The organism is Rhodanobacter sp. B04, from assembly GCF_002001125.1.
Classification (GTDB): domain Bacteria; phylum Pseudomonadota; class Gammaproteobacteria; order Xanthomonadales; family Rhodanobacteraceae; genus Rhodanobacter.
Map to the genome: position 1 here is coordinate 278,337 of NZ_MUNV01000009.1, position 15,870 is coordinate 294,206.

A 15,870-nucleotide genomic window follows, 5' to 3' on the forward strand; every position below is an offset into this window, starting at 1 on the left:
AGGTCCTCAGGTACGTGCCCCGGCCAGATCGGTGGCCGGCAGCGAAAAATGAAAGCGGGCGCCCTGCCCGGGTTCGGCATCGGCCCAGACACGCCCGCCGTGCCGCGCCACGATGCGCCGCACATTGGCCAGCCCGATGCCGTTGCCCGGAAATTCCGAGCTGCGATGCAACCGCTGGAAAACACCGAACAGCTTGTCCGCGTACTGCATGTCGAAGCCGGCGCCGTTGTCGGCCACGGTGAACTCGTACTCGCCGTCGCGACCCTGCTGCAGACTCACCCCGATGTGCGCTACCTCGCGATGGCCGGTGTATTTGACCGCGTTGCCGAGCAGGTTCTGCCACACCGTACGCAGCATGTTCTCGTCGCCGATCACCATCGGCAGCGGCGCAATGTTCCATACGATGCGCCGGTCCGGCTCAACGGATTCGGCCAGCGCGCGCGCCTCGTCGACCAGCGACTGCATGTCAACCGCCTGCAGGCGCAAGGCGCCCCGGCCGAGTCGCGAGAACACCAGCAGGTCGTCGATCAGCAGTGCCATGCGCTGCGCCGAGCTGCTGATCACCTCGATGTAATGGCCGACCTTGTCGTCGACCCGTTCACCCAGGTGCTGCTCCAGCTTGCGCGCGAACCCGGCGATGTGCCGCAGCGGCGCGCGCAGGTCGTGCGACACCGAATAGCTGAACGCCTCCAGCTCGCGGTTGACGTCGGAAATCTGCGCCACCTTGCCTTCGAGCTGGTGGTTGAGTTCGTTCACCCGCTGCTCGGCCAGTGCCCGCGCCGTGACGTCGCTGACCGTCAACAACAGCGCATGCGCATCGTTGTCCTGCTGCTGCAGCCTGCGTGCATTGATCACCACATGCCGCTCGACTCCGTCGGCGGTGCGCTGGATCATCTCGTAATCCCACAGCTCGCGGTCGCGCAGCAGCACGTCATTGAGCCGCTGCAACAGCACGCCATCGCTCCACGCACCCTCGCCGATCTGGGCCAGCTGCTGCACCCGCCGCTTCGGATCGAGTCCGTACAGCTCGCTGAAGGCGTTGTTCACCAGCAGACTGTTCAGGTTCTCATCGAACAAGGCGATCGGTTCGCGCACGGCCTGGAAGATCAGCTGCGAACGCAGCACCGCACGCCCTTCGCGGGTCTCTGCCAGCTGACGCTGGCCAATCTGACGCTCGGACGCGATCACGATGATCACCAGCAGCAGCAGCTGTGCCAGCGCGGTGATGGTGAGCACGAGGCGGCCGTTGGCAGCCTTCTTCGCGGCCCGCATGCGGCGGGCCTGCAACAGATGCTCTTCCGTGCTCACGATCGCGCCGATCTTCGCGTTCATCGGGAACAGATCGGCGGCGTCGCGCAGCGACTGCCGGGCACCGGCCGGATTGTCCTGCTGCAGACGGGCCAGCGCCTGGCCCATCATGGCGATGCGGCCGTTGACGCTGCTTTCCAGCGCACCGACCTGGATCTGCTGATCAGGGTTGTCGCGCGTCATCTCGCGCAGATCCCTCAGCATGCCCGGCACATCTTCGCCGGCCCGGGCAGCACGCTTGCGGGTCATGTCGGTGCCGTCCCCCACCAGCAGCCGATAGCACCCGACCTCACTGTCGTGCACTACAAAGGCGATCTGGTAAGTCAGCGCTTTCACCGTCGCCGAATGGGGCACCCACTCGGTGGCGGTCTCGGTTTCGCGCGAATTGGTCAGCGTGACGATATACGGCAGGATGACGATGATCAGCATCGCCAGCAGCAAGCCGGCTGTGCGCCAGCGCAGGATCCCTCTGACTTTCATTCGACTTGCAACACCGGCCAGCCCGACATGGGAGCAACTTCGGTCATTCTGGCATGTTTTCGCAGGCCATCCACCGGCCTAGCCGATGGTGCCATCAGCTCATTGCATCGACGACATCCGCGCTTCCGTTCACTGGCCGTAACGGCTCGTCGAACCCGGTCGCGCGGTGTCGCTGCGGCCCCACACCCGGTTCGGTTCGGGCTGCATGGTGAAGCGCAGTTCGCCGCCGGCAAGGATGTCGGCGTGGCGCAGATAGACGCGGTCCAGCGGCTTGCCGTTGAGCGTCACCGCGCCGACGTAGGGATGCGCGTCATCCAGCTTTTCGGCCACCACGGTGAAGGTATGCCCGTTGGGCAGATGGATCGCCGCCTTCGGCACGAACGGCCGGCCGATCGCGTACTCGTCGCTGGCTGGCGTGACCGGATAGAAACCGAGTGCGGTGAACACGTACCACGCCGACATCTGGCCAAGGTCGTCGTTGCCGACCAGGCCGTCCGGTCGCGTGGCGTACTGGCTGTCCATGATCTGCTTCAGCCGCTGCTGCGTCTTCCACGCCGCGCCGGCGTAGTCGTAAAGATAGGCGATGTGATGGCTGGGCTCGTTGCCGTGCGCGTACCAGCCGATCAGGCCGGTGATGTCCTCCACGTCCTTGAAGATGGACGGATCGACCTTGGCGTCGAACAGCTGGTCGAGCTTGCTGACGAACTTCGCATCGCCGCCGAAGGCGCCAATCAGTCCGGCCACATCCTGCGGCACGTACCATGAGTACTGCCAGGCATTGGCCTCGGTGTAGTCGCTGCCATACGCGGCGGAGGCCGGATCGAACGGCTCGCGGAACTGGCCGTTGCTCAGGCGCGCACGCATGAAGCCGGTCTTCGGATCCCACACGTTGCGCCAGTTGCCGGCACGCTTCTCGAACGTCGCGGCGATGTCGCTCTTGCCCATCGCCTTGGCCATCTGCGCGATCGCCCAGTCGTCATAGGCGTATTCCTGGGTCTTGGAGCCACCCTCCACTTCCTTGTCGATCGGCACGTAGCCGAGCTTCATGTAATCGGCGAGGTCGCCGTAGTTGCCATAGGTGGCGGTGGACACCATCGCCTGCAGCGCCTTGTCATTGTCGAAACCGCGCACACCCTTGATGTACGCATCGGCAATGATCGCCACGGCGTGATAGCCGGTCATGCACCAGGTCTCCAGTCCCTGATAGCTCCACACCGGCAGCATGCCGAATGGACTGGCCTGCTGCGCGGCGATCAGCGAACGGATGAACTGCGTGCTGAGGTCCGGGCGCAGCAGCACCATCAGCGGCTCCTCCGCGCGGTAGACATCCCACATCGACCAGCTGGAATAGAACTCGAAACCGTCCGCGTGGTGCACCTGATGATCCGGGCCGCGGTAGTCGCCGTTGACGTCCATGCTCAGCGTCGGCGCCAGCATCGCGTGGTACAGCGAGGTGTAGAAGCCGGTGCGCTGCGTCGGCGTGCCGTCCACATCGATCACCGACAACGCCTTGTTCCAGGCCGCCGTCGCCGCGGCGCGACGGGCATCGAAGTCCCAACCGGCACCGTCCTGGTCGAGGTTGGCGATCGCGTTCGCCTGGCTCACCGACGAGATCGCCACCTTCACTTCCAGCGGCTGCTTCAGCACGCCGAAATCGAACACACCGACCAGGGCCCGCCCGTTCTGCGCATTCTGGTCTTCCGCTTGGTTGCCCGGTCCGGCGAACCCCTTGTAGACCACGTCCGTCTCGCGGTCGTACAGCTCGCGCGACGTCATCGGTTGCGAGAAGCGCAGCGCGAAACACAGCTCGCGCCCCGGTGCCCAACCGCGGGTGGTGCGGCAGCCGGTGACGGTGCCATCCGGATGGACCCGCAGATTGGCCCACAGCACTTTGCCGGCGTAGTCGTAGATGCTCGGGCGCAGGTCGAGCAGCACATGCGCCGGCTTGCCGGCCGGGAAGCCATATCGATGCCAGCCCACCCGACGCCCGGCCGTGAGTTCGGCGCGCACGCCGTAATCGCTCAGCGTCACCGCGTAGTAGCCGGCCTGCACCACTTCGCTGGCGTGGCTGAAGCGCGAGCGATAGCCACTGCCGGGCTTGGTCGCATCACCCGGATCGAGTTTCACGTCGCCCGTGATCGGCATCACCAGCACATCGCCCAGATCCGAATGGCCCGAACCGGAGAAGTGCGTGTGCGAGAAGCCCATGATGGTGGGGTCGCCGTACTGGTAGCCGGCCGCCCACTTGTAGGCGTGCTTGAAATCCGGCACCGCGGTGTCGGGGGACAGCTGGATCATCCCGAACGGCACCGTCGCCCCCGGAAAGGTATGCCCATCGCCACCGGTGCCGATGCGCGGATCGACCGCATCGGCATGGCCGGAAGCCGCCATCGCGGACACCGGACCCAGGCTGAGGGCGACCATCAACAGGCGGAACCAGGGGCTGGCCATCGCGCGATACTCCGAGTTTGGATCGTTCCAAATGCGGCACGCTAGCACTGCCGCCCGCGCATCGCATGTTGCGCTGCGAGATCGACGGCGTTGCACAGACATGGTTACATTTGGATCGTTCCAATCTGGAAATAACGATGCAGAGCATCACCCCGGTCCGGCGCAAGATCACCCTCAGCGACGTGGCTGCCGGGTGCGGCGTATCGCGCGCCACGGTGTCGTTGGTACTGCGCGGCAGTCCGTTGGTGAACAAGCACACCCGCGCCCGGGTCGAGGAAGAGCTGCGCCGACAGGGTTACGTCTACAACCGCGCCGCCGCCAACCTGCGCCGACGCACATCCTCCAGTATCGCCCTGGTGCTGAACGACCTCACCAATCCGTTTTTCGCGGAGTTCGCCGCCGGCGTCGACGCGGTGGTCGGCGAAGCCGGCTTCGTCACCCTGCTCGGCTGCACCAGCGAATCCTCGACCCGCGAGCAGGCCGTGCTCGGCTCGCTGATCGAACATGGGCCGGCCGGCATCATCCTGTCGCCGGCCGAAGGCAGCAGTGCACAGCAGGTACTGGCGGCGATGGGCGCACAGACACCGCTGCTGCTGTTCAACCGTGAACTGGGCGGCAGCCTGCCCGAATACGCGCACTGGGATCTGCTGGCGCTGGACAACCAGCACGGCACGCGACTCGCCACCGAGCACCTGATCGCGCAAGGCCATCGGCGCATCGCCTTCTTCGGTGGCCATTCCACGGCCAGCTCCTACCGGCAGCGCCAAGCCGGCTATACCGAAGCGATGCAGTCAGCCGGCCTGCGCATCGAGCCGCACTGGCAGGTGGAATGCGCGCCAACCCGGCTCGACGCCGCCAACCAGACCGCCGCACTGTTTGCGACTGCGCCGGCGCCGACCGCCGCCGTCTGCTACAACGACGCGGTGGCGCTTGGCCTGATGCTGGGCCTGAGCCAGCGCGGCCTACGGCCGGGCCGCGATTTTGCCCTGACCGGCTTCGACGACATCGCCGAAGCCGCGATGAGCACGCCGCCGCTGACCACACTGACCACCGCGCCGCTCGCGCGCGGCCGCCAGGCGGCCGAACTGCTGCTGCTGCGCCTGCGCGACCCCGCCGCCGCAACCCGCCGCACCATCGCACCGGTGCAGTTGGTGGTACGCGCGAGCAGCTGCCCTCCAGCCACCGTCTGACCAGCCCACGGAAACCCCATATGGCCTTCGCCACTCCGCCCCAACCGTCGCCCGCATCTGCCTCCGGTGGACGCCGCGAGCGCTATACCGATTACCCGATGGCGATGGGCGTGCTCACCACGATCTTCTTCATGTGGGGCTTCCTGACCTGCCTCAACGACATCCTGATCCCGCACCTGAAGTCGATCTTCGAACTCAGCTACGCGCAGGTGATGCTGGTGCAGTTCACCTTTTTCGGCGCGTACTTCCTGATGGCATTGCCGGCCGGCTGGCTGGTCGCCAGGCTGGGTTACAAGAAAGGCATTGTGGCCGGGCTGGCGATTGCCGGCCTTGGTGCACTCGGCTTCTGGCCCGCCGCAGGGCTGCACTTGTACGCGGCCTTCCTCGCCGCGTTGTTCGTGTTGGCGACCGGCATCACCGTGCTGCAGGTGGCGGCCAACCCCTATGTCGCCTTGCTCGGCCCGGAGCGCACCAGCTCCAGCCGGCTGACCCTGGCGCAGGCGTTGAACTCGTTCGGCACCTATCTGGCACCGAGGCTCGGCGGCCTGTTGATCCTGTCCAGCGTGGTGCTGTCTTCGGTTGAACTGGCCAAGCTGGCGCCAGCCGAGCAACTGGCCTACCAGACCCAGCAGGCGCACGCGGTACAAGGCCCGTATATCGCGCTGGCCGTGGTGCTGTTCCTGCTGGCCGTGTTCGTGTGGCTGTTCCGTCTGCCGGCACTCACCGAAGCCACCGGCAAGAGCGACCACGCCAAACACAGCTTCGCCGAAGTGCTACGCCATCCGCATGTCTTGTTCGGCGTGCTCGGCATCTTCTTTTACGTCGGCGCCGAAGTGTCGATCGGCAGCTTCATGGTCAATTACCTGTCGATGCCGGACATCGGCCACATGAGCGAGCAACAGGCCGCCAACTACGTGTCGTGGTACTGGGGCGGCGCGATGATCGGGCGCTTCGTCGGTTCGGCACTGATGGCGAAGTTCTCGCCGCGCCGGCTGCTTGCCCTGTTCGCCGCGATCAACGCACTGCTGGTGCTGACCACCATGCTGAGCAGCGGCAGCGTGGCGATGTACAGCATCATCGCGATCGGCCTGTTCAACTCGATCATGTTCCCGACCATCTTCGCGCTCGGCATCGAGCGACTCGGACCGATGACCAGCAAAGCCTCCAGCCTGCTGATCATGGCGATCGTGGGCGGCGCGATCATTCCGCCCCTGCAAGGCCTGTTCGCCGATCACATCGGCCTGCAGCATGCCTTCTTCCTGCCATTGCTGTGCTACCTCTACATCGTGTTCTACGGCATCAGCGGCTCCCGAGTACGCGGCATCCCGTGAGCCGCCATCGCAAGCGATGGCGCAGCGGCGATTCACCTTTCACCCAAGAATCCTGACCATGAACATGCGCCCCATCCTGTGCTTCGGCGAGGCACTGATCGACTTTCATGCCGAGGGCGGCGATGGCCGCGGCTTTGCGCAGCACTTCGTGCCGTTTGCCGGTGGCGCGCCCGCCAACGTGGCGGTGGCGGCCGCCCGTCTTGGCGGCGCGGCACGCTTCGCCGGCATGCTGTCGCATGACCGCTTCGGCGACTTCCTGCTGGACAGCCTGCGGCAGGCCGGCGTCGGCACGGATGACGTCGTGCGCACCAAGCTGGCAAACACTGCACTCGCGCTGGTCACGCTGGATGCCCACGGCGAACGCAGCTTCAGCTTCTACCGCGAGCGCACGGCCGACCTGCTGTTCCGCCCGGCGCATTTTCGCCAAGACACGTTCCGCGATATCGCCGTGTTCCATGTCTGCTCGAACAGCATGACCGATCCGGCGTCAGCGGAAACGACCCGCGAAGGGATGCAGCGGGCCCACGGCGCCGGCGCGCTGGTCAGCTTCGATCTCAACCTTCGGCTCGCGCTGTGGCCAGCCGAAGTCGATCCTTACCCGCTACTGTGGCCAGCCCTGCACCTGGCCGATGTAGTGAAGCTGAGCGCGGAGGAATTCGCCTGGCTGGCCGTGGATGGCGAGCAGGCCGCGCTCGATCGGCTGTGGCTGGGGCGCACCCGGCTGGTGGTGGTGACCGATGGCGCGAAGCCGTTGCGCTGGTTCCATCCCGACGCCGACGGCGAACTGCCGTGCTATTCGGCCGAGGTCGTCGACACGACCGCTGCCGGCGACGCGTTCGTTGGCGGCCTGCTGTGCTGCCTGGCCGAGCTTGCGGCCACTCCCGACCGCATCGAACACCTGGTGACCGAACTGCCGCGATTGCACGCCATGCTGCGCTTTGCCGCCGCCTGCGGCGCGCTCACCGTGACCCGGCAGGGTTCGTTCAGCGCGATGCCGCGCGGCAACGAAGTGCTGGCCTTCATGGAGCAGCAGGCATGAACGCGCCCACCGCCGCCACTCCCGATTTTCGCTCCTCCGCGTTCCTGCGCAGCCATGTGGCGCAGACGATGGCCTTCTACCACCCGCGCGCCATCGATCCGGCCGGCGGCTTCTTCCACTACTTCAAGGACGACGGCACGATCTACGATCGCCGGCATCGCCACCTGGTCAGCAGTACACGCTTCGTCTTCAACTACGCCATGGCGGCGATCGAACTCGACACGTCCGCTGCACTCAACCGCGAGTATCTCGATGCCGTGCGGCATGGCCTGCATTATCTGCGCGAAGTGCACCGCGACCCGCATACCGGCGGCTATGCCTGGACGATCCGCGACGGCCAACCGGAAGACCGCACCAACCACGCCTATGGTGTGGCCTTCGTGCTGCTCGCCTACGCCACCGCCTACCGGGCCGGCATCATCGAGGCGGAGGCATGGATGGACGAAACCTGGCGCCTGCTGGAACAGCGTTACTGGGATGCCGCGGCCGGCCTCTATCGAGACGAGGCGGATACGGCATGGCACTTCAGCGAATACCGCGGACAGAATGCGAACATGCACCTGTGCGAGGCGCTGCTGGCGGCCTATCAGGCCAGCGACGAGCCGCGCTATCTCGATCGCGCGCTCATGCTCGCCGACCGCATGACACGCCGCCAGGCCGCCAAGGCCGGTGGCCTGGTGTGGGAGCACTACGACAGCCACTGGAACATCGACTGGGACTACCACCGCGATGATCCCAAGCACCTGTTCCGCCCCTGGGGGTTCCAGCCGGGCCACCAGACCGAATGGGCCAAGCTGCTGCTGATCCTGGAACCCCTGCTGCTTGAGCGCGGCCGCGAGGAACACTGGCTGTTGCCGACCGCGCGGCAACTGTTCGACACCGCGCTGGCGCGCGCCTGGGACAAGGAATTCGGCGGCATCTGCTATGGCTTCGCACCGGATGGCAGTGTCTGCGACGGCGACAAGTATTTCTGGGTGCAGGCCGAGTCACTGACCGCTGCCGCCCTGCTGCATGCGCGCACCGGCCTGGCCGTCTACGACGAGTGGTACGGAAAGCTGTGGGCTTACGCATGGCAGCATTTCGTCGATCACCAATACGGTGCGTGGTACCGCATCCTCACCCGCGACAATCGCAAGATCGACGACCAGAAAAGCCCGGCGGGCAAGACCGACTACCACACCATGGGCGCGTGCTACGAACTGTTGCATGTGATGCCGGCACGCTGAATTCCTGCGGGAGCGACGTCGGTCGCAATGCTCGCTATGCCGATCGATCGGCGCAGAGCGATCACGACTGAAATCGCTCCGACAGCGCGCCGAACTGGAGAATTGCATGTCACGTCCGTTCCGACCCATTCCACTTGTCGCCATGCTGATCTCCCTGCTCGCCAGTAGCGGCGCCATGACCCAGGACGCAGCATCGTCACCCGCGTCGGCAGTCAATCCGTTGATCGGCAGCAGCAACGGCGGCAATACCTTTCCCGGCGCGCTGCTGCCGTTCGGCATGCTGCAGTGGAGTCCGGAAAATACCCGCGGCAAGCACAATCGCACCGCGGCACCGGGTGGTTATCTCTACAGCGCCCCGCGCATTCGCGGCTTCAGCCTCACCCACCTGTCGGGTACCGGTTGTGCTGGCGCCAGTGGCGACGTGCCGTTCATGCCCATCACCACGGCGATCCCCATCTCGCCGTCCGCCGATGACAAGGACAGCTATTACGCCAGCGATTTCCGCCACACCGACGAACATGCCGCCGCCGGCTACTACCAGGTACAGCTGGCCAACGGCGCCGATGTGCAGCTGAGTGCAGCCATGCACAGCGGCATGGCCAGTTTCGGCTTCCCCGCCGGCAAGCCGGCCAACCTGCTGATACGCGCCTCCGACTCCGAGGTCGGCAGCAGCGCGGCCGACATTCGCATCGATCCCGCCAGCCGCACCGTTACCGGCGCGGTCACCAGCGGCAATTTCTGCGGCTACCTGGCCAAGGCCGACCAGCGCAGCTATTACACGCTGTATTTCGTCGCCGAATTCGACCAGCCGTTCATCCGCACCGGCAGTTGGCAAGATGCCCGCGTGCATCCCGGCGGCAGCTCGGCCCGTGGTGGCACCAGCTACGCCGCCAAGGGTTTCCCGCCGCTGGGCAAGGGCTCCGGTGCGTGGGTCGGCTTCGCTCCCGGCAGCACGGTGCAGGCCCGCGTGGGCATCTCCTACGTAAGCCTGGCGAACGCGCGCGCCAATCTGCAGGCCGAGATACCCGCCGCCACCACGCTGGCACAGGTACGGCAGCGTGCACACGACGCCTGGAACACGGCACTCGGCCGCATTGCCGTCGACGGTGGCACGCCCGACCAGCGCAGCACGTTCTACACCGCGCTGTATCACGTGATGATGCATCCCAACGTCTACAGCGACGTCAACGGCGAGTACCGCGGCTTCGACCAGCAGACCCATCGCATCGACGGCACGCAGCGGGCGCAGTACGCGAACTTCTCCGGCTGGGACATCTACCGTTCGCACCTGCAACTGGTGACCTGGCTGCAACCGCAGATCGGCAGCGACATCGCGCAGTCATTCTTCCACCAGGCACAGCAGAACCATGGCGAGTGGGATCGCTGGACGCACAACTCCGGCGGCACGCACGTGATGAGCGGCGATCCGGCGGTACCGGCACTGGCGGATATCGTGGCATTCGGCGGCCACGGTTTCGATCTGCGCGGCGCCTACGACTCATTGCTCAAGGCTGCCACTGTACCCACCGCGAACGACCTCAGCGATGACGGCTGCAACGTCGAATGCGTGGGCCAGCGGCCATCGCTGGACCAGTGGCTGAGCCTGCACTACATCGCCGCGAAGTCGCACGCCTGGGGCGGTGCCGGCGAAACGCTGGAACAAGCCAGCGCCGACTTCGCGTTGTCGGAACTGGCACGCCGCGTCGGCGACGGCGACAACCAGCGACGCTTCCTGACCCGTGCGGGCTACTGGCGCAACCTGTTCAACCCGCACGCCACGCCGCAAGGCGGCTATATCCAGAACCGCAATGCCGACGGCAGCTGGCCGGCATTCACACCCGATACCGAGGACGGCTTCGTCGAGGGCAGCGCATCGATCTATCTATGGATGGTGCCGTTCGACGTGCATGGCCTGTTCGATACGCTGGGGGGCCGCGACAAGGCCAGCGCACGATTGGATGTGTTCTTCCGTCACCAGGACGGCAGCTGGGCGCTGACCAACGCCGGCCCTTTGCATGCGGAGCTCAACAACGAACCGTCGGTGGCCACACCGTGGCTGTACGACTACGCCGGCCAGCCGTGGAAGACGCAGGAGACCGTGCGCGCCGTCGTCAACACGCTCTGGAAGAATACGCCCGACGGCATTCCCGGCAACGACGACCTGGGCGAAATGTCGTCGTGGTACGTCTGGGCGGCGCTGGGCCTGTATCCGGAAATTCCCGGCCGCGCCGAGCTGCTGCTGGGCAGCCCGTTGTTCCCGCATGCGGTGGTGCATGGCTCCGGCGGCGAGGTGTCGATCGACGCGCCAGCGGCGTCATCGAGCACGCCCTACGTGCAGGCACTCAGCGTCGACGGGAGGGCCCACGAACATCCGTGGCTGTCACCGGATCTGGTCGAGCACGGCGGCCAGTTGCGCTTCAGCCTGGGCACAATCCCGAATACGCAATGGGGTCACGACGACGCCGGCGCACCCCCGTCATTCCCGCCCCCGCATGACTGATCCCAACGGCAACACCTCTGGACTCGACGCATGAAAAACCTGACGCTCCCATGCCTCTTCGCCTGCCTGTCGCTCGTGTCCGCGGCCATGCAGCCCGCACATGCCGCGGATACCGACACCGGCACGCGCTTCGATCCGCGACAGACCTTCGCCACCTTCGCCTACCCGCAACCGGCGAACGCTTATCGCTCTGCCAGCGGCAAGCCCGGCCCGCTGTTCTGGCAGAACCACGCCGACTACCGGATCAAGGCCACGCTCGACCCGGCCAGCCGCAAGCTCAGCGGCAGCGAAGTGATCAGCTACACCAACCACAGCCCGGACGCACTTTACGTGCTGTGGTTGCAGCTGGACCAGAACCGCTACCGCAAAGACGCGCGCGGCGCCTTCGCCGACAGTTTTCCGAAGGAGTTTACCGACGGTTACACCATCGCCTCGGTCGAAGTGGAAGATGCGCAGGGCCATTCGCAGGCCGCGAAATGGGTGATCTCCGATACCCGCATGCAGATACAGCTGCCGGAAGCACTGAAGGGCAACGGCAACAGCCTGCGCGTGCATATTGCATGGAGCTACACCGTACCCGGCGAATTCGGCGGCCGTACCGACGTGAACCCGAGCAAGAACGGCGACATCTTCGAGATCGCGCAGTGGTACCCGCGCATGTGCGTCTACGACGACCTGCGCGGGTGGGACACCGCGCCCTACCTCAACCAGGAGTTCTACCTGGAATACGGTGATTTCGACTATTCGGTCACCGTGCCCGCGGACATGATCGTGGTCGGCTCCGGCGAACTGCTGAATCCAGCCGAGGTGTTGACAAAGACGGAGCAGCAGCGACTGGAGCAGGCCCGCCACAGCGACACCACCGTGATGATCCGCACCGCCGAGGAAGTCACCCAGCCGTCCAGCCGTCCGCAGCAGGGCGGCACGCTGACCTGGCACTTCCGCATCCAGAACAGTCGTGACGTCGCCTTCGGCGCCTCCAAGGCCTATGTGTGGGATGCCGCGCGGATGAACCTGCCGGGAGGCAGGACCGCGCTGGCGATGTCGGCGTATCCGGTCGAAAGCGCCGGCAAGGAGGCGTGGGGGCGCGCCACCGAATACCTCAAGGCCGCGACCGAGTACTTCTCCAAGCAGTGGTATCCCTACCCATGGCCGGTGGCGATCAACGAGGCCGGTACCGCCGGCGGCATGGAGTATCCGGCCATCACCTTCGATGACAAGAGTTCCCGCGGCAGTGAACTGCATGCGCTGATCGCACACGAGATCGGCCACAGCTGGTTCCCGATGATCGTGGGCAGCAACGAGCGGCGCGACGCCTGGATCGACGAAGGCTTCAACACGTTCATCGATGTCTACGAAGCCGACCACTTCAACCACGGCGAATACGCGCCCAAGCGCGACAGCGAATATGCGCCCGGCGACGGCAGCCCCGGCGATCAGATGGCGAAGCTGCTGGCCGATGCCGCCGCGCCGCCGATGCTGATCGGTGCCGACATGGTGCCGGAGAAATACCGTCACCCGATCACCTACTTCAAGAGCGCCTACGGCCTGGTGCTGCTGCGCGAACAGATCATCGGGCCGGAGCGTTTCGACCCGGCGTTCCGCCGCTTCATCGCCACCTGGGCCTACAAGCATCCCAGCCCGTCGGACTTCTTCCGCTTCATGGAAAGCGAAACCGGCGAGGATCTGGGCTGGTTCTGGCGTGGCTGGTACGAACACAATTGGCAACTCGACCTGGCCGTGCAGAAGGTCGCCTATACCGATGGCGATTACCGCAAGGGTGCCGACGTCACCGTGGCCAATCTCGACCAGCTGGTGCTGCCCGCCACGCTGGAGGTGGTCTATGACGACGGCAGCAAGCAGGACGTGCGCGTGCCGTGGGAAACCTGGCAGCAGCACCATGGTTACGTGATCCACGTGGACGGCACGCGCAAGGTGAAGTCCGCCACCATCGATCCGGCCCATGCACTGCCCGACCATGACCGCGGCAACAATACTTTCGTGATGCCGTAAGCATGCGCGCGTGAACGAAAAAGGCGGCAGTCCTGCGACTGCCGCCTTCCGTTTTAGGATTTTCTGGATAATCCGTCATCCCAGCGCAAGCTGGAATGACGCGAGGACTATTCAGGCCATCCTTATCCACCCATCGACTCGGTGCCGAAGAGGCTCCCGTGTTGGCTGCAACTATTCCGCCGACGGGACGATGCCGACGGCCAAGATCGGGATGTCGTCGATCACGGTACGTCGTGCTCGTTCGTGCTCTCATGCACCAGCAACAGATAGCTGGCGGCAGCCCAGCTGAAATTGGGCGACTGATAACCCCGGCCGGTCAACGGGTCGTAGTTTTCGTACATGGGTGCCTGCTGTGCCAGCCCCTTGGCGTTGAGTACCAGACGACGAGCCATTTGGTCGGCCTGCCTGTCATAGCCGTAATGCCGCAGAGCTTCCACGCCGAAATAGGCTTGATCGATCCATACCGGGCCGCGCCAATATCCCTTGATCGGTGAAAAGTGCGGGTCGTCGGCGGCGAGTGTCGGAAACGGCATGAAGGTGGCGAACTTGTTCGGGTCAAGCATGATCCTGATCACGGACCGGGCTTGATCGGGAGTCGCCACGCCAGCCCACAGCGCCGTCCAGCCTTCCGAACCATAAACGCGCACGGGATCGCCGCTGCCAAGTTTGATATCGAAGAAATAACCGCGCGCCTTGTCGAACATGCGCTGCTGGATTGCGGTCTTCATCGCCGCAGCCTCGTTCAGCCACTGCGCCTGATCCCGGGTTTTGCCGAGGATGGCCGCGACCTGCGCCAGGTCGAGTTTTTCCTTGTACAGGTAGGCGTTGAGATCGACCGACGCCTGGTCCATCGACCAGGCGCCCTCGCCGTTCCTGAGCATGCTGATGGCGTCGAAGCGGACGCCGTTGTCCATGCCGCTTTCCCATCTGGCGGCGACCTTGCTGCCGTCGGTCGAGCCATATTCGGCCAGGCCGTCGTGATCATGATCGCGCGCCGTGAACCACCAGCGGTGATAGCGCGCCAGCTTGTCGTACATCTCCGCCAGAAAGGCCTTGTCACCTGTAGCGCGATAGATTTCCAGCGTGGCCCAGACCGCCAGCGGAGGCTTGGTATCGCGCCAGTTGTTGGCCGCCTTGTCGAGATAGACGCAGTCGGGAACCATGCCATCGGCGGCCTGGTAGTCGAACATCGCGCGCATCTGGTCGCGTGCGAGCTCGGGCGCGAACCGCGCCAGTGCTGCCGCGTGCTTCCACGAATCCCAGGACCAGAATCCGTTGAAATCGGGGTTGGAGTACGAGGGGATGACACCGTCGTGGTGCAGGTTGCCACGCGCCGCCCGCCAGTTTCCCAGCAGGGTAAGCATGGCCTTGACCGAAACCCGGCGCGTGGTCGCATCAGGCAGGCCCGCAAGATGGCTCGCTGTCACGGACTTCAGGTAGTTGTCCCAGCGTGCACGGTTCTGCGTCCAGGCCGTGGCGAGATCGGCGGGTGTTGGCTTGTCGGCATGCACGTCGTAGACCAGGGTTTGCTCGACCCAGACCGTTACCGTCTGCTTCGGTTTCAGATGCAGTGAGTGCTCCAGCGCGATGCGATAGTCGGCTCCCGCCAGCATGATCCGATAGGCAGGAGCGCCGTCTGCGTGGAGTCGTGTGGTCAGCTTCGAGCTCGAGTTGGCGAAGGTTTGCGCCACCGTATCGCCATCCTTGACCAGCCCGGCCTGCTGCTCGGGCATCACGCGCCCGGCCACGGAAAGATCCACGTCCTGCAAGGTTGTCGCGGTGAGTTCGATGCGCACCAGTGCATGCCAGGAATCGGCAAAGAACAAGGTCTGCCGCACGGTCAGGCCCGGGCCGGAAAACTGGCGTACCAGATAGCCCGGCGCCGCGTGGCTATCGGTCGGGTTCAGGCTGATGCTCTGCTTGCTGGAGGTATCGCGCAGTGCCAACTGGGCGAAGCGCGCACCGGCCCATTGGCCATCCCCAAGGCTGTGCACGAAGGGGCCGGAAAAACCTGTCGCGGGATCGCCGGCAACCGGCAGGCTGTAGCCATGCCACGACCCGGCGTCAAAAAAGATGTTGAAGCTTCGATCCGTCGGTGTCTGCGGCGCACCGTGCAGGTCGAGTACATCGAGATAGCTGGTAGCGGCATCGGCCCGATGGGTGACTGGCTCAGCCCATGCCTCCCCGCCGCCAAGACTAAAGACCGCGATAGTCGCAGCGATGATCAGGAGCTTGACGGGTGGACGCATGACGTATCGTTCCTTGGCGCGAACCGCTGGTGAGGAGGCCGCGTCGGCCACGGAAGCAGCCGACGCGACGCAGGTTCCCGGAT

General features: G+C 65.1%; 9 protein-coding genes. 6 read left to right on the top strand and 3 right to left on the bottom strand.

Features of this window, described 5'->3' with window-relative positions; translation table 11 throughout:
- Positions 1–6 precede the first annotated feature (6 nt).
- Together B0E46_RS08930 and B0E46_RS08935 are read right to left on the bottom strand one after the other, a co-directional pair.
- Positions 7–1,788 (bottom strand): ATP-binding protein, encoded by a 1,782-nt coding sequence (locus B0E46_RS08930; protein WP_077555426.1) that lies wholly within the window; start codon positions 1,786–1,788, stop codon positions 7–9.
- A 129-nt stretch (positions 1,789–1,917) separates the two neighbouring features.
- Entirely contained in the window at positions 1,918–4,212 is a 2,295-nt protein-coding gene (locus B0E46_RS08935; protein WP_254425102.1) for a GH92 family glycosyl hydrolase, read from the bottom strand.
- Between the two features lie 164 nt (positions 4,213–4,376).
- On the opposite strand from B0E46_RS08935, the gene B0E46_RS08940 reads away from it, so the two are divergent.
- The 6 genes from B0E46_RS08940 (at position 4,377) to B0E46_RS08965 (ending at position 13,538) form a co-directional block, all read left to right on the top strand.
- Positions 4,377–5,429: a substrate-binding domain-containing protein gene (locus tag B0E46_RS08940; RefSeq protein ID WP_077555511.1), complete on the top strand. Its 1,053-nt coding sequence runs from the start codon at positions 4,377–4,379 to the stop codon at positions 5,427–5,429.
- A gap of 98 nt (positions 5,430–5,527) precedes the next feature.
- Positions 5,528–6,760 carry an L-fucose:H+ symporter permease gene (gene fucP / locus B0E46_RS08945; protein ID WP_254425103.1) on the top strand — a complete coding sequence of 411 codons (1,233 nt, stop codon included), beginning with the start codon at positions 5,528–5,530 and terminating at the stop codon, positions 6,758–6,760.
- Positions 6,761–6,818: 58 nt separating this feature from the next.
- The gene (locus B0E46_RS08950; RefSeq protein ID WP_077555429.1) at positions 6,819–7,799 is read left to right on the top strand and encodes a carbohydrate kinase; all 981 of its coding nucleotides are present in this window, start codon (positions 6,819–6,821) and stop codon (positions 7,797–7,799) included.
- A complete protein-coding gene (locus tag B0E46_RS08955) occupies positions 7,796–9,025 on the top strand; it encodes an AGE family epimerase/isomerase (RefSeq protein WP_077555430.1) in 1,230 nt (409 codons plus the stop codon). Before B0E46_RS08950 ends, B0E46_RS08955 begins: the two co-directional genes overlap by 4 nt.
- A 106-nt stretch (positions 9,026–9,131) precedes the next feature.
- A complete protein-coding gene (locus B0E46_RS08960) occupies positions 9,132–11,525 on the top strand; it encodes a GH92 family glycosyl hydrolase (protein WP_077555431.1) in 2,394 nt (797 codons plus the stop codon).
- An 87-nt stretch (positions 11,526–11,612) separates the two neighbouring features.
- Positions 11,613–13,538 (top strand): M1 family aminopeptidase, encoded by a 1,926-nt coding sequence (locus tag B0E46_RS08965; protein WP_077555512.1) that lies wholly within the window; start codon positions 11,613–11,615, stop codon positions 13,536–13,538.
- Positions 13,539–13,759: 221 nt separating this feature from the next.
- Here the strand turns inward: B0E46_RS08965 and B0E46_RS08970 are convergent, their stop codons facing one another.
- Positions 13,760–15,787 (bottom strand): trehalase family glycosidase, encoded by a 2,028-nt coding sequence (locus B0E46_RS08970; protein ID WP_077555432.1) that lies wholly within the window; start codon positions 15,785–15,787, stop codon positions 13,760–13,762.
- Positions 15,788–15,870 lie beyond the last annotated feature (83 nt).

Excerpts from the sequence above, each read along its gene's own strand:
- B0E46_RS08930 (WP_077555426.1), bottom strand. The coding sequence starts at position 1,788 with ATGAAAGTCAGAGGGATCCTGCGCTGGCGCACAGCCGGCTTGCTGCTG.
- B0E46_RS08935 (WP_254425102.1), bottom strand. The coding sequence starts at position 4,212 with ATGGTCGCCCTCAGCCTGGGTCCGGTGTCCGCGATGGCGGCTTCCGGC.
- B0E46_RS08940 (WP_077555511.1), top strand. The coding sequence starts at position 4,377 with ATGCAGAGCATCACCCCGGTCCGGCGCAAGATCACCCTCAGCGACGTG.
- fucP (WP_254425103.1), top strand. The coding sequence starts at position 5,528 with ATGGCGATGGGCGTGCTCACCACGATCTTCTTCATGTGGGGCTTCCTG.
- B0E46_RS08950 (WP_077555429.1), top strand. The coding sequence starts at position 6,819 with ATGAACATGCGCCCCATCCTGTGCTTCGGCGAGGCACTGATCGACTTT.
- B0E46_RS08955 (WP_077555430.1), top strand. The coding sequence starts at position 7,796 with ATGAACGCGCCCACCGCCGCCACTCCCGATTTTCGCTCCTCCGCGTTC.
- B0E46_RS08960 (WP_077555431.1), top strand. The coding sequence starts at position 9,132 with ATGTCACGTCCGTTCCGACCCATTCCACTTGTCGCCATGCTGATCTCC.
- B0E46_RS08965 (WP_077555512.1), top strand. The coding sequence starts at position 11,613 with ATGCAGCCCGCACATGCCGCGGATACCGACACCGGCACGCGCTTCGAT.
- B0E46_RS08970 (WP_077555432.1), bottom strand. The coding sequence starts at position 15,787 with ATGCGTCCACCCGTCAAGCTCCTGATCATCGCTGCGACTATCGCGGTC.